We start from the raw sequence: 20174 nt of genomic DNA on the forward strand, positions 1-20174 counted from the left end.
TGGGACGGCAGTGACCTGGGTAGGTTGAGAAAACCCCGAAATGAGGGACCCGCCCTGCTGCACTGGCGATTCCTGATGAGTATCAGGCACAGGTTCCCGGCTTGGGGGTCCGCCCAGTCTAGGCAGGCACCCGGGAGCGGTCCAAGGGTAGGCGACCCCATGTTTATCGGGGCAGATGTTTATCCAGGCACGGCCCGGGGGAAGCGCCTATAGTGGCGTACGCTGCACCCACCGGCTTCCGCGCACGCAGGCGGGCCGGTCCCCAGGCAAGTTCTACCGTTGAGGAGAACGGCATGAAGACACGCACTATTGGACAACTGACTGTTTCCGCCCTGGGCCTTGGCTGCATGGGCATGAGCGAGTTCTACGGCGATGGCGACGAGCAGGAGTCGATTGCCACTATCCACGAGTTCCTGGACGCCGGCGGATCGCTGCTGGACACAGCGGACATGTACGGGCCCTTCACCAACGAAAAGTTAGTGGGCCGCGCCATCGCCGGCCGGCGCGCTGACGTTGTGCTCGCCACCAAGTTCGGCAACGAACGCCGCGAGGACGGTTCCTGGGTGGGCATCAACGGCCGCCCCGAGTACGTCAGGTCGGCCTGCGATGCCAGCCTGCAGCGGCTGGGCGTGGACCACATCGACCTCTACTACCAGCACAGGGTGGACAAGACGGTGCCCATCGAGGACACGGTCGGCGCCATGGCCGAGCTGGTCCAGGCGGGAAAGGTCCGGCACCTCGGATTGTCCGAGGCGTCAGCGGACACCATCCGCCGCGCCCACGCAGTGCACCCCATCACTGCGCTGCAGACCGAATATTCGCTCTGGGAGAGGGAGCCGGAAACCAAGGTCTTCCCCGTGCTCGCGGAGCTCGGAGTCGGGTTCGTGCCTTACAGCCCGCTGGGCCGCGGCTTCCTGACAGGCCAAATCCGCAGCGTGGACGACTTCGCCGACGACGACTTCCGCCGGCACTCCCCGCGGTTCCAGGGCGACAACTTCACCCGGAACCTTGAGCTGGTGGACCGGGTGAAAGAACTGGCCGACCGGAAACAGTGCACCCCCGGCCAGTTGGCCCTTGCCTGGCTGCTGGCGCAGGGCGACCACATCGTCCCGATTCCAGGCACCAAGAAACGCGAACGGCTGCGCGAGAACCTGGGCGCTGTGGACGTTGAGCTCAGCGCGGATGAACTGCAGCTGCTGGATGAGTTGGCCGCGGCGGGCTCGACAGCAGGCGCCCGCTACCCGAACATGTCCACTATCGACACCTGACCCATCCGGCGTCTGCAAAGGAGAAACCATGACAGTCAACGACGACGAAGCCCAGGTGCTGGATCAATGGACCCAGCGGCTGGCTCAGGCACTGCAGATTCTTGACCTGGACGTGGACCAGGAGCTGCTCCTGGACCTCGCCCGCAAATCTGCGGACAACGTGATCCATGCCGCCGCACCCATCACCACGTTCCTGGTGGGGTACGCGGCGGCGCTGGATGCAGGGACGGGCAGCGCCGGGAGCCGGGAGGCGGCGTCCGCTGCCGTGGCCAAGGCCGCGAGGGTCGCCTTGGGGCTGGTCGACGACGGCGCCCACGGCGGGCCTGCCGGCCGCGGCTGGGCGGACACCGGGCAATAGCAGGCGAATCCCCGCTTGATGGACAAATCCCCTCGGTACGCGACGGGGATTTGTCCATCAGGCGGGGAGTCGCCGCCGGTGCGAGCGAATGGTCACCGCGGTTTCGACAGGCTCACCCACCGACCGGCTCAAACGCACCGGTCAGCCGGCGGCGGTGGCCTCCTCTTCCAGGACTTTCACAGGCTCGAGCCGGACGATGACGGCCTTGGACGCCGGGGTCTGGCTGCCTTCCGCCACGCTCTCCAGCGGGACCAGGACGTTGGCCTCTGGGTAGTAGGCTGCGGCGCAGCCCCTGGCTGACGGATAGGACACCACCCGATAGTTGCGGAGGACGCGTGCCACGTTGTCCTTGTAGACCCCATGGATGTCGACGTGTTGCCCGTCGGCGAGGCCCAGCTCCGCAAGGTCCGCGGGGTTCACGAACACCACCTCGCGGCCTTTCTTAATGCCCCGGTAGCGGTCGTTGTTGCCATAGATGGTGGTGTTGAACTGGTCGTGCGAACGCATGGTCTGCAGGATCAGGGTGCCGGCGGGCCGGTCAACGTGTTCGAGTTCGTTGACGGTGAGCATGGCCTTGCCGGTTGGGGTATGAAAGGTGCGGGAATCCCGCGGACCGTTGGGCAGCACGAACCCGCCCTTTTGCCTGATTTTGCGGTTGTAGTCCTCACAGCCGACCACCACGCGGGAGATGTGGTCCCGGATCAGGTCGTAGTCCTTTTCGAACCCGGCCCAGTCCGCGGACGTCCGGTCCCCCACCGTGGCGGCGGCAAGGCGGCTCACGATGGCAACCTCGGAGAGCAGCCCGGGGGCCACCGGCTCCACGGTGCCGTGGGAGGCGTGGACGGCGCAAACGGTGTCCTCCACCGAGACGAATTGCGGGCCGGATTCCTGCCGATCGATCTCCGTCCGGCCCAGGGTGGGGAGGATCAAGGCCTCGGCCCCGGTCACGGCGTGGGAGTGGTTGAGCTTGGTGGAGATCTGGACTGAAAGTTCAGTGTTCTCCATGGCGGCTTCGGCGGCCGCTGTGTCTGAAATGGCGCCCACGAAGTTGCCGCCGAGCCCTACGAAAACCTTGACGCCGCCGTCGCGCATTCCACGGACGGTCTGGACCGCATCCAGGCCGTGGTCGCGTGGAGGCTCAAATTGGAACTCCTGGCCAAGGGCGTCCAGGAAGGCCGGCGGCATCTGTTCCCAGATTCCCATGGTCCGGTCGCCCTGGACGTTGCTGTGGCCGCGGATGGGCGAGGCGCCGGCCCCGGGCTTGCCGATATTGCCGCGCAGCAGGAGCAGGTTGATGATCTCCTTGATGGTGGCAACGCCCTTCTTCTGCTGGGTGATGCCCATGGCCCAGGTGATGATCACCTTGTCCGCGGCAATGTAGCGGGCTGCGAGTTCATCGATTTCCTCTGTACGCAGGCCGGTGGCTTCCAGCACCGCGGCCTCATCCAGGCTGGCCAGGTGCGCCCGCAGTTCTTCCAGGCCGTCGCAGTGTTCGGCAAGGAATGCGTGGTCCAGGACCTTGCCCGGGTTGGCGGCCTCAGCGTCGAGCACGCGCTTGGATACCGCCTGGAGCAACGCCATGTCTCCACCGATGCGGACCTGCAGGAATTGGTCGGCGATTTGGGTGCCGCGGCCGATGATGCCCTTGACCTTTTGGGGGTTCTTGTACCGCATGAGGCCGGCCTCGGGAAGAGGGTTGACAGCGACGATGTGGCCGCCGGCTTCCTTGGCTTCTTCCAGTGCAGTCAGCATGCGCGGGTGGTTGGTACCCGGGTTCTGGCCCATCACGATGATCAGGTCGGCCTTGCCGAAGTCATCGTAGGACACGGTGGCCTTGCCCACGCCGATGGTCTGTCCCATGCCCCACCCAGAGGATTCGTGGCACATGTTGGAGCAGTCGGGCAGGTTATTTGTGCCGTAGGCGCGGATAAACAGCTGGTACAGGAACGCGGCCTCGTTGGAGGTGCGGCCGCTGGTATAGAACGTGGCCTGGTTGGGGTCCGGCAAGGACTTCAACTTGTCCGCCACGATCCCGACGGCGCGCTCCCAACTAACCGGGCGGTAATGGTCCTCCCCCGCGGCCTTGTAGACGGGTTCGGTGAGGCGGCCCTGCATGCCCAACCAGTACTCGGACCGCTTCCGGAGTTCGCTGACCGGATGCTCTGCCCAGAAGTCGCTGCCAATCACTACGGGGGTGGCTTCCCAAGTGACGGCCTTGGCCCCGTTTTCGCAGAACTCGAACGTCTTGCGGTGCCCGGGATCCGGCCACGCGCAACTCATGCAGTCGAAGCCGTCCTTCTGGTTCAAGGCCAGCAGGGTCTTCCGTGACCGTTCCACGCCCATATGCTCAATCGCCGGCTGCATGGAGTGATAGACGCCCGGAACCCCGGCGGCCCACGTCTTGGGGTGGCCGGTCACCTCGAGATCGGATTCCTCTGGTTCTTCGACCCTGGGGTTTTCGCGCGCCACAACATTCTCCTTGTTCGCCGGGCCCGGGAAGGGCCGGCTGGATTGGCGGATCTGTCACTCCACAGTTGTTGAGCATGCCCGTGAAGTCAAGCACCCCGGCACTGGCGTAGGCTGGTTCCCACGGCTGAAGCAAGCGGCCATTGTTTCTTTCCGCGCGGAGCCCTTTCCATGTCCGACGAACCTGCCATTCGCGCCCTTGCGGCCTCGTCCTTCTCCCTGAAGGACCTCCGGGACGGCCAACTGGCCGGCATGGCCGCCCTCGCCGATGGCCGCGACGTCCTGGCCGTGATGCCCACGGGATACGGAAAATCCGCCATCTACCAGGTCGCAGCCCTGCACCTGCACAAACGAACCGGGCGTCCCGCCGTCGTGGTTTCCCCGCTGATCGCCCTGCAGGAGGACCAGTTGGACGGGCTGTCCCAGGTCCTCGGACCAGGCGCGGCGGTTGCCGTCAACTCCGCACACAGCGATGCCGACGTCGAGGCGTCCTGGCAGGCCGTGGCGGACGGCAGTGCCGTGTTCGTGTTCCTGGCCCCCGAACAGCTGGCCAAGCAGTCAACGGTGGACCGGATCAAAGCCCTGGACATCTCGCTGTTCGTGGTGGATGAAGCACACTGCGTCTCCTCCTGGGGCCATGACTTCCGTCCGGACTACCTAGGCCTGGGCAGTGTCCGGGAGCAACTGGGCAACCCGCCCGTGGCCGCGCTGACCGCCACCGCCTCCCCGCCAGTCCGCGACGAGATCGTGGAGCGGCTGGCCATGAAGAATCCCCTGGTCCTGGTCCGCGGCTTCGACCGGCCCAACATCAACCTTGCCGTGGTCCGCCACCACAAGGACAAGGACAAACGCCGGGCGGTGCTGGGGCAGGTGGCGGACCTGGCCCGGACGGGAAAAGGCCTCCTGTACGCCGCAACCCGGAAAGACACCGAGGAGTATGCTGCCAAACTGGCCACGAAAGGGCTGCGCGCCGAGGCATACCACGCCGGCCGCCGTGCCGCGGACCGGGAACGCATCCACGAACTGTTCCTGAACGACCAACTGGATGTGGTGGTTGCCACCACCGCCTTTGGCATGGGCATCGACACGCCGAATGTCCGTTTTGTGGTCCATGCCGATATTCCGGAATCGCTGGACGCCTACTACCAGGAGATTGGCCGGGCCGGACGGGACGGAGATCCCGCGGCCGCCGTGCTGCATTACCGCTCGGAGGACCTGGGGCTGCGGAAATTCTTCAGCACCCGGTCCCCGGATCCCGGTTCCCTGCTGGCCGTCCTGAAGGTCCTCAAATCAGCCAAGGCTCCCGCGCCAAAGTCATCCCTGGCGGAACTGACGGGCCTCCCGGCGCGGCGCATCACCGGGCTGGTCAACCAGTTGGAAGAGATCGGCGCCGTCAGCAGCGGCAAGCGGGGAATCCGGCTGACGTCCAAAGCCAAACTGCCCGCGCTGGTGCAGGACGCCATGGAACTCGCCGAAGCCAGGCAACGCGTGGACCAGTCCCGGCTGGGCATGATGCGCGCCTACGCCGAGGCGGACGGCTGCCGGCGGCAGTTCCTGCTGGGCTACTTTGGCGAGGACCTGCCGGAGCCGTGCGGAAACTGCGACGCGTGCGCGGCGGCCGTGCACTACGCAGGCAAGGACGCGGACGACGACGGCGGCCCGGCCTCCAGCGGCAACGGGCCGTTCCCCCCACAGTCCGCAGTGGTCCACAAGGAGTGGGGCCACGGCCTCGTGATGCGCCACGAGGGTGACGTGATGACCGTGCTGTTCGAGCAGGAGGGGTACAAAACGTTGTCACGGTCCGCCGTAGTGGAGCACCACCTCCTGAAGCCCGCTTAGATAGGCTGGGGTAACCTCCGACGAAAGGCCCGCCGCGTGGAAACCCCTGCTTACGCCTGGATCCTGACCATTGTGCTCATCGCAGGGCTGCTGGCCTTCGATTTCTTCTTCCACGTGCGGAAGGCCCACACCCCGTCGCTAAAGGAATCGGCCATCTGGTCCGCCATCTACGTGAGCATCGCGGTGGTGTTCGGGCTGGCGGTCCTGGTCTTCGGCGGGCCGGACATGGGCACCGAATACTTCGCGGGCTATGTGACGGAAAAGGCGTTGTCCGTGGACAACCTCTTCGTGTTCCTGATCATCATGGCCAGCTTCAAGGTGCCCCGCGCGGACCAGCAGAAGGTGCTGCTGTTCGGCATCATCTTCTCCTTGATCGCCCGCACCGCGTTCATTTTCCTGGGCGCTGCACTGATCAACAGTTTCGCCTGGGTCTTCTACATCTTCGGGCTCATCCTGCTGGTCACCGCCGGTAATCTGCTCAAGCCGGACAGCCATGACGACGACTCCGACGGCCTGGTGGTGCGGCTCGCCAGGAAGTTCCTTCCGGCGTCGGAACACTATGACGGCGACAAGCTGTTCACGGTGGAGAACGGCAAGCGGGTCCTGACGCCCATGCTGCTGGTGATGGTGGCGATCGGCGGTACGGACATCCTGTTCGCCCTGGATTCCATTCCGGCGATCTTCGGCCTGACCCAGAACGTTTTCGTCGTTTTCACCGCCACCGCGTTCTCGCTGATGGGCCTGCGCCAGCTGTTTTTCCTGATCGACGGCCTGCTGGACCGGCTGATCTTCCTCTCCTACGGGCTGGCGGTCATCCTGGGCTTCATCGGCGTGAAGCTGATCCTGCACGCCCTGCACGAGAACACCCTCCCGTTCATCAACGACGGCAAGCACGTCAACGTGGTGGAAGTCAGCACCGCCGTGTCGCTGGGCGTGATCCTGGGCGTTTTGGTGGTGACCATCCTGGCATCCATCTTCAGCCCCAAGGGCAACGCCAAGAACGCCGTTTCCGGGGCCAGGCGCCACGCCGTCGAGTACCTTGACCTCAACTATGAGACGGACATGGCGGAACGGGACAAGATTTTCGCAAAAATGTGCCGCGAAGAAGACCAGATCCGCAAGCTTCCCGAGAAGTACAAGCGGCTGATCCGCAATGAAACCGAGTTTCTGGAGCTGCTCCGCCACGCCCACGCCGAGCACGACAAGGCCCAGGTGCGGGCTGCCGCGACCGAGGGGTGACCTACCGGCTGAGGGCGGCAGCGCCCCTGGCCAGGCCGGTGACCCGGCCCCAGTCCTTGGCCGCGACGGCGTCTGCCGGGGTCAGCCAGCTGCCGCCCACGCAGGCCACGTTGGGCAGCTTGAGATAGTCCGGAGCGGTGGCCAGGCTGATGCCTCCGGTGGGGCAGAACTGGACGTGCGGGATGGGCGCGCCGATGGCGGCCAGGTAGGGCGGACCGCCTGCCGGCCCGGCGGGGAAGAACTTCATCGCGTCCAGTCCGGCTTCCAGGACGGCCAGGACTTCGCCAACGGTGGCGACGCCGGGCAGCACCGGGACGTCCAGCGACAGCATGTGGGTGAGCAGCGCGGGGGTGATGCCGGGGCTGACCAGGAAGGCGGCGCCCGCCAGCACTGCGGCATCGGCCTGGGCGGGCGTGAGGACGGTGCCGGCACCCACCAGGATGTCCGGGACCTCTTCGGCTATCAGTTTCAGCGAGGTCAGCGCGGACTCGGTCCGCAAGGTCAGCTCGATGATCTTCACGCCGCCGTCCACCAGCGCCCGTGCCAGGGGCACCGCGTCCTGCGGGTCGTCGATGGTGACCACCGGGATGACCGGTGAAACGCTGAGGACACCTGATGCGTCAGCCATGGTTGATCTCATTTCCCAGGCCGTCCGGCCCGTTGGTTTCGATGATGCGGTACCAGTGCAGCAGCAGGTCCCGGAAGTCCTTGTTCCCCGCGAGGGCAGGCTCGACGACGGGCCGGAACCCCAGCAGTGCCGGCACCACGGTGTCCGCGGTGCGGTGGGCAGGGAGCGCGGCCTGCAGCTCCTGCGCCAAGGGATCGTTCAGGTCTGCTGCGGGAGTGCCGGCCACGTGCTGCATCCACGCGGCAACGGCGAGCGCTGCCCACCGCGGCGTGCGGCCGGCGTCGAGCGTTCCCCGGACGGTGGTGAGCAGCCGCAGCCCGACTTTCTGTGAACCGTCACTGCCCACCTTGGCCGTGGTGTGGCCCAGCGCCGGGTTGGCGAACCGGCGGAGCACCTCATCGCAGTACTGCTCCCCGGCAAGCCCGGCCGGGAGGGTGATGCTGGGCAGGGCCTCCTCCAGCATCATGCGCCGGCAGGCGGTGCGGAACGCCTCCACGGCCACGGCATCGCTGATGGTTTCCTTGCCGGCGAGGAGGCCGAGGTAGGCCAGCATCGAATGGCTGGCGTTGAGCAGCCGCAGCTTGGCCGATTCCCAGGCGGCGACGTCGTCGCTGAACAGGGCGCCCGCATCCTCCCAGCGCGGGCGGCCTGCGGGGAAGTTGTCCTCCATGACCCATTGCTTGAAGGTTTCGGCCACCACTGCGGCCTCGTCCCGTACGCCGAGTTCGTGTTCGACGGCGGCCAGGTCGCCTTCCGTGGTGGCGGGCACCATCCGGTCCACCATGGTGGACGGGAACGTCACGTTTTCCCGCATCCACGCCAGCAGGGGTTCGCTTTCGGTCGCAGGCAGGGCCGCCGCAAAGCCCGTGGCGAGGGTCGCCGTCAGTTCCCCGTTGGCCGGAAGGTTGTCGCAGGAAAGCACCGTGACGGGTCCGGCGCCGGTCGTTGCCCGCTGCTGGAGCCCGCGCACGACCTGCCCGATGGCGGTCACCGGCGGCCGGCCGGCCAGGTCGGCTTGGACGTCGGGATCGTTCAGGTCGAGCGTCCGCGATTGCGGATCGAACCGGTAGCCCTTCTCGGTGATGGTGAGGGTGACGATCTTCGTGGCAGGGGCGCCGATCCGGTCCACGACCAGTTCCGGGTTGTCCCGGCCGGAGATGGCTTCGACGATGGTGGAGACCACCCGCAGCGGGGCGGCGCCTTCGCCGCGTTCGGCCACGGTGAAGAGGCCATCCTGCGGCGTCAACTGGCGGGCCACGGTATCCGAGCGCTGGGTGACGCCGACGATCCCCCACCGGAGATCGTTGGCAGCCAGCATCGCGTCCTCGGTGAAAACGGCGGTGTGGGCGCGGGCGAAGGCACCCAGGCCGAGGTGGACGATCCCGGGTTCCAGCCGGTTCCTCTCCAGGGCAGGTTTCCGGCCGCCGGCGGCCAGCGACAGGTTGCTCAGGCGTTCGATGACACGGCCCCCTTTGAGGAGGCCGCGGCGTGGGCACGGGTCTGCTCGAACGTGGGGATGAAGCCCGTGCCGCCCTTGCCCCCCACCACCAGCGAGGAGGCGGCAGCACCGTACCGCGCCGCCGTCGGGAAGTCGTCTCCCAGCACCAGGCGTGCGGTGAGCGTGCCCACGAACGCGTCCCCGGCACCCGTCTGGTCCACCACCGCGGGCGCCGGAATCGCCTGCACCCATACCGAGTCCACGCCGGAGTCGAGCTGGACCCCCTTGGCACCGCAGGTGACGGCCACCGCGTTGGCGCCCAGCGAGCGCAGTGTGGCCACGGCCTCCTGGGGAGTGGACACCCCCAGCAGGGCAGCCGTCTCCCCCGGGAACGAGGGCGTCACCAGGAAGGCCTGCGGGGCAAGTTCGGTCAGTGCCGCCGCCGCGTCCGCCACGGTGGTGAGCCGGGGCCGGAAGTTGGGATCGTAGACAAAGCGCGTGGCCAGGGAGGCGGCCTTGACGACGGCGGCGCGTGCCGTCGTCGAAATGGCGCAGGCAATGCCGCCCGCCACCACGGCGCCGGCCGCGGCGAAAACGTCCGGGTCGACGTCGTCCGGTCCCAAGGTGGAGCCGACGCTGCCGCTGCGGGCGTAGGAGAATTCGCGCTCGCCGTCGGGGTCGCTGTGCACCAGGTAGACGCCTTGTTGCCCGCGCCGGTACGTCAACAGATTGGTGGAGATGCCCAGCTCGGCGATCCGGGCTGCGATGGCCTGCCCCAGGTCGTCGTCGGTGAGCACGGACAGCAGGCCCACCCTGGCACCCGCGGCTGCGGCCGCCGCGGCAACGTTGAGGGCGTCTCCGGAGACGCCCAACCGGGCTGGAACGCCGTGGGCGAAGGGCTGGTCGGTGGCGACTTCGACGAGGATCTCCCCCATCACCACCACGTCATAGGTTTCGTGGGCTGCAGTGTTCACCAGTCGTGCACCGATCCGTCCAGGCGCCGGTTGACCGGCAGGTACTTGGGGTCGAAGGGGAACCGCGCGGCGGCTTCCTCGTTGAACTCTACGCCCAGCCCGGGGGCGTCGCCCGGATGCATGTAGCCGTCCGCGAAGGTGTACGAGGTCTTGAAGACTTCGCCTGCGGGGTCGCGGTGGCCCATGTATTCCTGGATGCCGAAGTTCGGGATGGACATGTCCACGTGCAGCGCTGCGGCGAAGGACACCGGGGACAGATCGCCGGCACCGTGCGAGCCGGAACGGACGCCGTAGAGGTCGGCGAGGGAGAAGATCCGGCGCAGGTGCGTGATGCCGCCGGCGTGCGAGACGGAGGTGCGGATGTAGTCGATCAGGCGTTCGGTGATGAGCTGCTGGCAGTCCCAGATGGAGTTGAACACCTCACCGACAGCAACCGGCGTGGTGGTGTGCTGGCGGATCAGGCGGAACGCCGACTGGTCCTCGGCCGGCGTCGGATCCTCGATCCAGAACGGCCGGTACTGCTCCAGCGAGGCGCCCAGCCGGCCGGCTTCGATGGGGGTCAGCCGGTGGTGGACGTCGTGCAGGACGTGGACGCCGTAGCCGAACTGGTCGCGGACGTGCGCCATCATCTTCGGCGCAAAGTCCAGGTAGGCAGTGGTTTCCCAGGTGTCTTCCTGCGGCACGTTGCCGCTGGCCGGTTCGTACAGTTTGCCGTCCACAGGGGCGATGCCATAGGTCTTGTCCAGGCCCGGCACGGCTGCCTGGGCGCGGATCGCCTTGTAGCCCAGGTCCAGGTGGTGCTGGAAGTCGGCGCTGAGGTCCTCCAGGGTAGTGCCGCTGGCGTGGCCGTACACCATCACGCCTTCGCGCGCGGCCCCGCCCAGGAGTTCGTAGACCGGCATCCCGGCCGCTTTGCCCTTGATGTCCCAGAGCGCGACGTCGATCGCGGCGATGGCGGTCATGGTCACCGGACCGCGGCGCCAGTAGGCGCCCTTGTAGAAGTACTGCCAGGCATCTTCGATGCGCCGGGCGTCGCGGCCGATCAGCAGCGGGCACAGGTGTTCGGAGAGGTAGGAGGCTACTGCCAGCTCGCGGCCGTTGAGGGTGGCGTCGCCGACGCCGGTGACGCCGTCCTCGGTTTCGATAACGAGCGTGACGTAGTTCCGTCCGGGTGACGAAACCACAACCCGTGCGTCGGTGATCTTCACTGGGAGTCCTTCAGGTGGTGGTTGGGCAAGCTGGATCGCGGCCGTTGCCGTTCCGGCGGACCGGGACGGCAACGGCTGCGGGGTGGGTGGTGGTTCAGGATCCGCCGAGGTGGAGCATGACCTTGCTGCTGCCCGCGGCGGGGTCCGCGGCGGTTTGCATGGCCTGCTGTGCCTCGTCGATGCCGAATTTGTGGGTAATGACGGGCGAGACGTCCAGCCCGTTTGCCATGGCGTGCAGGGCGTCGGTGATTTCGTCCACGAACCGGTAGGACCCGATCCAGGTGATCTCCCGCGTGACCAGGTCGCCCAGCGCCGCCGGCGCCGGCGTGCCTGGCAGGTTGCCCACCTGGACGACTGTCCCGCCGCGGGCGGTGGCACGAAGGACCCCGCCCAGAACTGCCGGGATGCCGGTGGCTTCGAAGACGAGTTCCACGTCGGCCGGCAGTGGATTGCCGGAGACGTTGAGGACCTCGTCCGCCCCCATGGCCTTGGCGATCCGCAGCGACGCGTCGCTGATGTCGGTGGCGGTCACGGTCCGGGCCCCGGCGTACTTGGCGGCCGCGGCCACGAGCGATCCGATGGGTCCCGCACCGTTGACCAGCACATCGCGCCCTTGGAGGTTGCCGGCGCGGCTGACGGCATGCATCGCGACGGCGAGTGGTTCCGCCAGGGCCCCGCGGAGGGTGTCCACGCCGTCGGGCAGGGCACGGACCTGGAACGCCTTGGCGAGCTTCCGTTCGCTGAAGCCGCCGTCCGTGTGCGGGTCGAATGCCGCCGACCCGAAGTACCGGATCTGCGGGTACAGGTTGGTCCGGCCGCGCAGGCGTTCCGGCATAGTGCCGTCCCCCACCAGTTCGGCCGGGTGCACGGTGACGGGCTGGCCCACCTCGAGATGGTCGACGCCGGCGCCCAGCTGGGCGATCCGGCCGGCAACCTCGTGGCCCAGGACGAGCGGTGACTTCAGCGCCGCCGTCCCGGATGCTCCGTGACGCCAGTACGAAAGGTCACTTCCGCAGATGCCGCCCCATTCGACGTCGAGCACTACTTCCCCCGGCCCGGCAACCGGTTCCGGCCGGTCATCGATGCGCAGGTCGTTGGCGCCGTGGACGACGACCGCCTTCATACTGCGTCCTCAAGCCGGACCATGTCGCGGCCACGGACCTCCGGGCCGACGGCGGCGGAAACCAGGGTGATCAGCGAGTAGCCGATGAGCATCGCGGCGAGCGGCCACCAGTGTCCGGTCACCGCGGTGAGGGTGGCTGCCAGCAACGGACCGATCGCGGTGGCCAGGATGCCGCCGATTTCCTTGGCCAGGGCAAGCTGGGTGAAACGGGTGCGGGCTCCGAAGAATTCGGCCATGGTCACGCTTTCCATGGCGAACAGGCCCAGGACGCCAAGGTTCAGTCCAATGACCATGGCGATGGTGATGACCGTCGGATTGCCGCTGGTGATCATCAGCATCATCGGGATGGCATAGATGGCGGTGAGGGCACTCAGAATCAGGTACAGCGGTCGGCGGCCGAAACGGTCTCCCAGGAGCCCGACTACCGGGATGGTGACGAAGCCGAGGAGCGAGCCATACATGATCGCGTTGGTGCCCACGCTCTTGTCTGCCAGCAGGACCGTGGCCAGGTAGCCCACCAGGAAGGTCTGCACCAGTCCGGAGTTGCCGGCCTGGCCGAAGCGCAGGCCCAATGCAATCAGGAACGCCTTGCCCTTCTTCTGGTGCAGGGCCGCTTCGATAGTGCTTGTCTTGGCGAGTTCCTCTGCCGCGGCGATTTCGCGCTTGGACAGTGCAACGCCGTCCACTACGTCAGCGCGCTCTTCGAAGACCGGGCTTTCCTTGATGGAGCGCCGGATCCAGATGGCGAACAGCATGATGACGAAACTGGCCAGGAACGGGATGCGCCAGCCCCAGCTCAGGAGCTGGTCCTGGGACAGCGATGACACCAGGATGGCCCACAGGGCGGAGGCGCCGAGGGTTCCGGAGTTGGTGCCCAGGCAGACCAGCGAGGAGATGATGCCGCGGCGGCGGGCGGAGGCGAATTCCGCGAGCATGACCGTGGCACCTGCGATCTCCGCGCCCGCACCAAAGCCCTGGATGAGGCGCAGGGCCACCAGGAGGATGGGGGCCCAGATGCCCACCATGGCGTAGGTGGGCAGCACGCCGATGAGGGTGGTGGAGGCGCCCATCAAGGCGATGGTGATGTAGAGGACCTTTTTGCGGCCGATCCGGTCACCCATGCGGCCGAAGTACACGGCCCCGAACAGGCGGGCAACATAGCCGACGCCGTAGGTGGCCATGGCGGCAATCAAGCCGATGACGGGGCTGACGTCCGGGAAGAAGATCTTGTTGAAGACGATGGCGGCCGCCAGGGAGTACAGCTGGAAGTCCATGAATTCCATGGCCGTGCCAAGCCAGCCGGAGACGGCGACCTTGGCGAGGTCGCGGGTGCGTGCAGCCTCCGCCTGGCGGGAGGTTGGGGGCGCAATGCTTTCGGTCATCAGTTGCTCCTTTGCAGGTGATGCTGTGGATGGGGATGAAGCGTTACCGGGGGTATGCGGGGCTGCCGTATCCGGCGCCGCTGAGTGCGGACAACAGGGACCGTCGTCGGCGGGTTCAACTACCATACAAGCACTACCATTCTAGTGTGTCAACAGGTTAGACTGAAGGCATGGCAACGGATAAACGAGGCGCTACCCCCCGGCTTTCGGTGCGCGACCAGACCCTTGAAACGCTCCGACGCAGGATCATTTCGCTGCAGTTGCCCCCTGGCGAGCCGTTGTCCGAGAACGAACTGGCCCAGGAGCTGGGCGTCAGCCGCACTCCGGTCCGCGAAAGCCTCATCCTGCTTCGTGAGGAAGGGCTCGTTCAGGTGTTCCCCCAGATCGGTTCGTTCGTCTCCCTGGTCGACTTGGGGCGTGTCTCGGAAGCGCAGTTCGTCAGGGAGGCCATCGAGTGCGCCTCCCTGCGGGACCTTGCAGTTGACAGTGACGGCATCGCTGGACTGCGGACCATCCTGCAGGCACAGTCCGATGCCGACGCCAAGGACGACGTGGAGGAATTCTTCCGTTTGGACGAAGATTTCCACCGCGAACTCCTGCGCCTTGCGGGACATGAATCAGCCTGGGCCGCCGTGAACTCCGCCAAGGCGCACCTGGACCGTGCGCGCCGGATGAGCCTGTTGGATACACGGCCGGTGTCCACCTTGATCGAGCAGCACACCGCCGTGGTCGACGCGTTGGAGGCCAACAACCTCCGGGATGCGGACAGCAGCCTCCGCCTCCATCTCCGCGCAGTCTTCGAGGACGTCCAGCGGATCCAGGAAGCCACACCGGAGCTGTTTTCGGACGGCGAGGCACGCCGTCCGTCCCGGCGCAGCGTGGCACGGCTGGCTTAACCTCTTTTGGGGGGAGGTCCGGCAAGCTGGTATTGCCCGTTTGTCCGACCCTCTTGCTACGTTTGGAGCAGGTTCAAACCTGGCCAGGAAAGCGTTCCCTGCCCAGGCCATCGATGGGGAGGCGCTGTGTTCCTGCTTGAAGCTGCCGGTGTTGACAGCGGTTCCCGCGTGGCCCCGGACTTGGTCTTTTCAGCCAGCGACCTCGTGGCCGCCAGCGAGTGCGAGTACCGCACGCTCCGCGTGCTGGACGAAAAACTGGGCCGCGCGGCCAAAGCGGAGTTCCCTGCTGACGAAATGCAGCAGCGCGCAGGCCGGTTGGGCGACCAGCATGAGCAGACCGTACTTGCGAGCCTGCTGGCCAAGTATGGCCAGTGGGATGCCGGCCGTGGCGCGGGGGTCTACTCCCTGGAGCGCGGCCAGAACCTCCGCGGTGAGCTGCAGGCAAAGCACGCGGAAACCGAACTTGCCCTCCGCTCCGGCGCAGACGTGGTGTTCCAGGCAACCTTCTTCGACGGCGAGTTCCTGGGCTACGCCGACTTTCTGGTGAACGAGGCCGCAGGCACCGGAAACCCGGGCCGCTACGAGGTTTGGGACACCAAACTTGCCCGGCACGCCAAGGTAGGAGCGCTGCTGCAGCTCGCCGCATACGGCGACCAACTGCTGGGAATGGGGCTGGAACCCTCGCCCGTGGTCACACTGGTGCTCGGCACCCGGGTGGGCGAGGACTGGCTCCGAAGCAGCCATTCACTGCCGGACCTGCTTCCCGTCTTCCGTGAGCGGCGCCGCCGTTTCCGGCACCTTACGGCCGGCCACCGCGCCGCAGACGTCCCCGTGCAATGGCAACAGCCCGGCGTCGTGCATTGCGGCCGCTGCGACTACTGCGCCGAGCAGGTGACGCTCCACCGGGACGTGCTGATGGTCGCGGGGATGTCCGTTGTCCAACGACGCAAACTTCACGCCGCCAACATCACCACAATTGACCAGCTCGCGGCGATGGCCGCCCCGGATACACAGGGCTCACTTGCCCGCCTCCGCGCTCAGGCCCGGATGCAGCTGGGCCTGGACACCGCCGCCGGTTCCCGCACGTTCACCAAGGACGGGCAGCCCCACACGGTCTCCTATACAGTCCTTGCGGACAACGCGATCGGTTCGCTTCCCGCTCCGAGCGCCGGAGACATCTTCTTCGACTTCGAAGGCGATCCGCTCTGGCAGGATCCAGCCACCGGCGCGTGGGGCATCGAGTACCTCTTCGGTGTTGTCGAGGCCCCTGCGGCGGACACCGGAAGTGCGCCGGTATTCCGTCCGTTCTGGGCGCATTCCCGATCCGGCGAACGCCGCGCCTTCCTGGAGTTCCTGGGTTACGTGGAGAAGCGGCGCGCCCAGTACCCGGACATGCACGTCTATCACTACGCCGCCTACGAAAAAACAGCCCTGCGGAACCTTTCGCTCGTGCACCAGGCCGGCGAGGACACAGTGGACCACTGGCTCCGGCAGGGACTGCTGGTGGACCTGTACGCCACCGTTCGGCATTCCATCCGGATCTCCGAGGCCTCGTATTCCATCAAGAAACTGGAACCGCTGTACATGGGAGACAACCTGCGGTCCGGGGACGTCAAGGACGCCGGCGCCTCCGTGGTGGCCTATGCCGCCTACTGTGCCGCGCGGGATGCCGGCCGCCAAGAGGCAGCAGAAGCGATCCTGGATTCCATTTCGGACTACAACCAGTACGACTGCCTTTCCACCCTTCGGCTCCGGGACTGGCTGCTGGAGATCGCCCCCCAAGCAGCGAAGGACACCGGATCCGCCGGGCTGCCGGCGAACGCCGCTGGACTGCCGGCGGCCGCGGCGGTGCCGGCCGTACTTCCCGCCGACGACGATCTCCCGCAGCCGCCGGACGAAACCCCGGAGGAAGTGCAGCTGCGCGAGTACTTGGCGGGCCTTCCCGATGACCGGCCCTGGACCGCTGACGAGCGGGCGGTCGCCATGGTTGCAGCGGCCACCGGGTACCACCGGCGCGAACGGAAGCAGTTCTGGTGGCAGCACTTCGACCGAGTCGAAGCGCCCGTGGAGAACTGGTCGGACCAGCGGAACGTGTTCGTGGTGTCATCGGCGGAAGTCATGTCCGACTGGGCCCTGGCCAAACCACGCGAACGGATGCGCACCCGGGTCCTGAAGCTCCGCGGAACCATGACGGAAGGCTCCGATTTCCGCGTCGATTCCCACTGGTGCCGGCTCTACGACGCTCCCGCCCCCGAGGGCATGGCTGCCCCAAACGCGGCCCCACAGGCCCGGGCGTATGCCTTCAAGACCCGCATCCACGATCTCACGGCGGCTCCGGACAACCCGGAACACACCATCATCACCATCTCTGAGCGGGAATCCAGGAAGGTCGCCGCCTACCCACATCTCCCGATAGCGCTGACCGAGGATACGCCCATACCAACAGACAACATCGAGGCCGCCATCGCGGAACTTGCCCGGTCCGTCGGATCCACCGTGCCGGGCCTGCCCGCACAGCCGGGCCTGGACATCCTGCGCAAGCTGCCCCCGCGGTTCCGCAGCTTGGGCGCCCCCGCTGAAGTGCGCCACCGGGAGGACGGGGCGGCCGACTATGCCGCAGCCATTGCCGAATCCCTGCGGGACCTCGATGCTTCGTACCTGGCTGTCCAGGGGCCGCCGGGTACAGGCAAGACCCACATCGGTGCGCACGTGATCGGCCAGTTGGTGCGGGAGGGATGGAAGGTAGGCGTGGTCGCGCAGTCGCACAACGTGGTTGAAAACCTGCTCTGCCGCGCCATCGAGGCCGGCGGAGTCGACCCTTCCGTTGTGGCCAAGAAGCTCGCCGCGCCCCACCCGGTCCCGTGGGCAGCAACGGACGATCGCGACGTCAGCCGCCTGCTGGCCACACCGGGCGGCTGCCTGGTGGGCGGCACCGCGTGGACTATGACCGGCAAGGAAGTCCCCGCAGGGTCCTTGGACCTGCTGGTGATCGACGAGGCCGGGCAGTTCTCGCTGGCCAACACGCTTGCCGTGTCCCGCGCTGCAAACCGGCTGCTCCTGTTGGGTGATCCCCAGCAGCTGCCGCAGGTCACCCAGGGGGCTCATCCGGAGCCCGTGGACGAGTCTGCCCTGGGCTGGCTCGCGGCCGGGCATGCAACCCTTCCCGCGAGCCTGGGCTACTTCCTCGCCGACACCTGGCGAATGCACCCGGAGCTGTGCACGGCGGTCTCGAACCTCAGCTACGACGGAAAGCTGCAGTCCGCACCGGCCGCGGGCCTGCGTGAACTCGACGGGCTGCCGCCCGGGGTGGAGACGGTGTTCGTCAACCACAGCGGCAACGCTACGGCTTCCAAGGAGGAAGCAGAGGAAGTGGTGCGCCAGGCCCGCCGCCATCTCGGCCTGAAGTGGAAGTGCGGCCCGGATTCAGGGTCCCGTCCGCTCGAGCAACAGGACCTGCTGGTGGTGGCCGCCTACAACGCCCAGGTGCACCTGGTCCGGAAAGCGTTGGCGGAAGCCGGGCTGCCGGAGGTACGGGTGGGCACCGTGGACAAGTTCCAAGGCCAGGAAGCGCCGGTGGTGTTCGTCTCCATGGCCTGCTCGGCGGTAGCGGAGGCTCCACGCGGCGCGGAATTCCTGCTGAACCGGAACCGGATCAACGTGGCAGTGTCACGCGGTCAATGGCGGGCCGTCATTATCCGCTCCCCCGAACTCACCAGCTATATGCCGCACAAACCGGCGGCACTGGAGGAGCTGGGCGCATTCATCGGCCTCAGCCCGCGGGAGTAGGCGCGGCGTTTTTTCCAGCGAATCCTGCTTGTCCAGCGCTGTCTGTTTTTTCAGCAGGGGCCTGTCTGCTGGACGGGAAGGGACGGTCAGTGTGCCCGGAAACCGCGGAAGTGTCCCCCGGCTTGTGACGTCGCCCCGTCCACCCGTTCCACCCGGCCGGGAGTGCTGCCGGAGTTGAGCCATTCCAGGAGCTGCCGAACCTTGGGCTCGGGGCCTTCGGCAAGGACTGACACTGAACCGTCGTCGAGGTTTGTCACCTCACCGGACAACCCCAGCTCCTCCGCTTTGGCCATGGTCCAGTACCGGAAGCCCACACCTTGGACCATGCCGAACACCCGCGCGTCCAGCCGCACGGCATCCTGCGCCGAACCGTCCTGCGGTGCACCTGCGTGCCTGCCCATGGCGTTCCTCCTCGGGACCGGCAACCCCTCCCGGCCGGGCGGCACGCACTGAAACCGCGGTTCCTGACGCTGCGTGCCCCGGCCGGGAGGAGGTACCAGCTAGTTGATGGTGATGTCGCGGGTGGCGTGGTTGTAGCGGATGGTCACCGTACCGCCGGCGTGGTGCAGTTCGTGGTTGGGGCCATCGAATGCCCCGAAGGCGCCGTAGTTTTCTTCCCAGGAGCGGTTCAGGGCGATCTTGAAGGTGTAGTAGCCGGCAGGAAGCTCGGCGCTCTTCTTCCACAGCTGGTCCAGGAAATCGAACTCCATCTGCGCTTCGTCGTACTGCGGCGCCCAGTTCTCCGGTGCACCCAGGATGGTGTTGAAGTCGCCGGCCAAGGCCACGGCCTCCGGCTGCGGGAGGGTTTCGACGTCCGGACCCTCGAACGGCTCGGTTGCAGGCACGGCAGTTTCGGCCTTGGCCTTCGCCGGGGCCTTCTTTCGGACAGCCTTCACCACGGGTTCGACGGCGTCTTCGATGGCCTTGGCGGCCTTGCCCACCGCGGCGGCCGCCTTCTTGGCCGGCGCTTTCCGGGCAGGAGCCTTCTTCGCCGCCGTGGCATCATCCTTGGCCGGGACCTCCAGAACGGAAGCGGCGGCGGAGACCGGGCGGACAAAGCCTTCCGGAGCCGTGGGGACCGGGGTGTCGGCAGGAACGGGCGTGCCGGCGTCGAGCGCTGATGCGAACGAAACCGCGTCGGGGAAGGCGACTGTGGCACGCATCCCATCCTCGGTAATGGTCCAGCCGGTGCGGCCCTTGACCAGCCAGCCGGCCTTGACCAGCTTGGCGGTCGCCGAGGTAAGGGTCTTGTGGCCTCGGGGAATGCCGCCGCTGAGGAGCTCGGCCTCGTGTTCGTTGAACGGCACGCGGGCAGTCGCTTCCGCCAGGACCTGGCCAGCATTCAGTGCATCGCCGGACCACACGCCTTCGGTCAGGACATCCAGGACGGTCTTGAGACGAAGATAGGTGTTTTCTGCGGTGGACTTGGCCATGATTCCCCTTATATAAAAGCGATCGGTCTTAGGCATCTTGCCAACTGCCTATTAAATCGCGCGACTTTAATTGGTTAACTCTGCGTGTCGTGACCGACTATGAAGCGGATCGTGCCCCAAGTGAGGCGGAGGTCTC

General features: G+C 66.7%; 15 protein-coding genes. 6 read left to right on the plus strand and 9 right to left on the minus strand.

Features of this window, described 5'->3' with window-relative positions; all coding sequences use genetic code 11:
• Positions 1–293: 293 nt before the first annotated feature.
• Positions 294–1268 (plus strand): aldo/keto reductase, encoded by a 975-nt coding sequence (locus QF050_RS19520; RefSeq protein WP_308931918.1) that lies wholly within the window; start codon positions 294–296, stop codon positions 1266–1268.
• 28 nt (positions 1269–1296) lie between these two features.
• Complete coding sequence (locus tag QF050_RS19525; RefSeq protein WP_308931919.1) at positions 1297–1626, plus strand: DUF6457 domain-containing protein; 330 nt, start codon at positions 1297–1299, stop codon at positions 1624–1626.
• Positions 1627–1767: 141 nt separating this feature from the next.
• Here the strand turns inward: QF050_RS19525 and QF050_RS19530 are convergent, their stop codons facing one another.
• The gene (locus tag QF050_RS19530) at positions 1768–4095 is read right to left on the minus strand and encodes an FdhF/YdeP family oxidoreductase (RefSeq protein ID WP_308931920.1); all 2328 of its coding nucleotides are present in this window, start codon (positions 4093–4095) and stop codon (positions 1768–1770) included.
• Between the two features lie 168 nt (positions 4096–4263).
• Between QF050_RS19530 and QF050_RS19535 the strand changes: the two genes are divergently transcribed.
• Positions 4264–5931, plus strand: coding sequence for a RecQ family ATP-dependent DNA helicase (locus tag QF050_RS19535; RefSeq protein ID WP_308931921.1), 1668 nt, complete (start codon positions 4264–4266; stop codon positions 5929–5931).
• Between the two features lie 36 nt (positions 5932–5967).
• Positions 5968–7170, plus strand: a complete 1203-nt coding sequence (locus tag QF050_RS19540) for a TerC family protein (protein WP_308931922.1) — start codon at positions 5968–5970, stop codon at positions 7168–7170.
• Position 7171: 1 nt separating this feature from the next.
• Here the strand turns inward: QF050_RS19540 and eda are convergent, their stop codons facing one another.
• From eda to QF050_RS19570, 6 genes are all read right to left on the minus strand, one after another.
• Entirely contained in the window at positions 7172–7798 is a 627-nt protein-coding gene (gene eda, locus QF050_RS19545) for a bifunctional 4-hydroxy-2-oxoglutarate aldolase/2-dehydro-3-deoxy-phosphogluconate aldolase (RefSeq protein ID WP_308931923.1), read from the minus strand.
• On the minus strand, positions 7791–9257 hold the full coding sequence (locus QF050_RS19550; protein WP_308932222.1) for a mannitol dehydrogenase family protein: 1467 nt from the start codon (positions 9255–9257) through the stop codon (positions 7791–7793). Before QF050_RS19550 ends, eda begins: the two co-directional genes overlap by 8 nt.
• The gene (locus QF050_RS19555) at positions 9245–10210 is read right to left on the minus strand and encodes a sugar kinase (protein ID WP_308931924.1); all 966 of its coding nucleotides are present in this window, start codon (positions 10208–10210) and stop codon (positions 9245–9247) included. Before QF050_RS19555 ends, QF050_RS19550 begins: the two co-directional genes overlap by 13 nt.
• Positions 10207–11418: a D-mannonate dehydratase ManD gene (manD, locus tag QF050_RS19560; RefSeq protein ID WP_308931925.1), complete on the minus strand. Its 1212-nt coding sequence runs from the start codon at positions 11416–11418 to the stop codon at positions 10207–10209. The genes QF050_RS19555 and manD overlap by 4 nt, the downstream gene beginning before the upstream one ends.
• Positions 11419–11512: 94 nt before the next feature.
• Positions 11513–12541, minus strand: a complete 1029-nt coding sequence (locus QF050_RS19565; RefSeq protein ID WP_308931926.1) for an L-idonate 5-dehydrogenase — start codon at positions 12539–12541, stop codon at positions 11513–11515.
• Entirely contained in the window at positions 12538–13923 is a 1386-nt protein-coding gene (locus tag QF050_RS19570; RefSeq protein WP_308931927.1) for an MFS transporter, read from the minus strand. Before QF050_RS19570 ends, QF050_RS19565 begins: the two co-directional genes overlap by 4 nt.
• 170 nt (positions 13924–14093) lie before the next feature.
• On the opposite strand from QF050_RS19570, the gene QF050_RS19575 reads away from it, so the two are divergent.
• Both QF050_RS19575 and QF050_RS19580 read left to right on the plus strand, forming a co-directional pair.
• Positions 14094–14819 carry a GntR family transcriptional regulator gene (locus QF050_RS19575; RefSeq protein WP_308931928.1) on the plus strand — a complete coding sequence of 242 codons (726 nt, stop codon included), beginning with the start codon at positions 14094–14096 and terminating at the stop codon, positions 14817–14819.
• Positions 14820–14945: 126 nt separating this feature from the next.
• Positions 14946–18605: a TM0106 family RecB-like putative nuclease gene (locus tag QF050_RS19580; RefSeq protein ID WP_308931929.1), complete on the plus strand. Its 3660-nt coding sequence runs from the start codon at positions 14946–14948 to the stop codon at positions 18603–18605.
• An 86-nt stretch (positions 18606–18691) separates the two neighbouring features.
• Here the strand turns inward: QF050_RS19580 and QF050_RS19585 are convergent, their stop codons facing one another.
• Both QF050_RS19585 and QF050_RS19590 read right to left on the minus strand, forming a co-directional pair.
• The gene (locus QF050_RS19585; RefSeq protein WP_308931930.1) at positions 18692–19006 is read right to left on the minus strand and encodes an acylphosphatase; all 315 of its coding nucleotides are present in this window, start codon (positions 19004–19006) and stop codon (positions 18692–18694) included.
• A 99-nt stretch (positions 19007–19105) separates the two neighbouring features.
• The gene (locus QF050_RS19590; RefSeq protein WP_308931931.1) at positions 19106–20038 is read right to left on the minus strand and encodes a glycosidase; all 933 of its coding nucleotides are present in this window, start codon (positions 20036–20038) and stop codon (positions 19106–19108) included.
• Positions 20039–20174: the final 136 nt, after the last annotated feature.

This window comes from Arthrobacter sp. SLBN-112, assembly GCF_030944625.1.
Lineage (GTDB): Bacteria > Actinomycetota > Actinomycetes > Actinomycetales > Micrococcaceae > Arthrobacter.

Coding starts and splice junctions, on each gene's coding strand:
- QF050_RS19575 (WP_308931928.1), top strand. CDS start 14,094: ATGGCAACGGATAAACGAGGCGCTACCCCCCGGCTTTCGGTGCGCGAC.
- QF050_RS19520 (WP_308931918.1), top strand. CDS start 294: ATGAAGACACGCACTATTGGACAACTGACTGTTTCCGCCCTGGGCCTT.
- QF050_RS19525 (WP_308931919.1), top strand. CDS start 1,297: ATGACAGTCAACGACGACGAAGCCCAGGTGCTGGATCAATGGACCCAG.
- eda (WP_308931923.1), bottom strand. CDS start 7,798: ATGGCTGACGCATCAGGTGTCCTCAGCGTTTCACCGGTCATCCCGGTG.
- QF050_RS19535 (WP_308931921.1), top strand. CDS start 4,264: ATGTCCGACGAACCTGCCATTCGCGCCCTTGCGGCCTCGTCCTTCTCC.
- QF050_RS19565 (WP_308931926.1), bottom strand. CDS start 12,541: ATGAAGGCGGTCGTCGTCCACGGCGCCAACGACCTGCGCATCGATGAC.
- QF050_RS19585 (WP_308931930.1), bottom strand. CDS start 19,006: ATGGGCAGGCACGCAGGTGCACCGCAGGACGGTTCGGCGCAGGATGCC.
- QF050_RS19590 (WP_308931931.1), bottom strand. CDS start 20,038: ATGGCCAAGTCCACCGCAGAAAACACCTATCTTCGTCTCAAGACCGTC.
- QF050_RS19570 (WP_308931927.1), bottom strand. CDS start 13,923: ATGACCGAAAGCATTGCGCCCCCAACCTCCCGCCAGGCGGAGGCTGCA.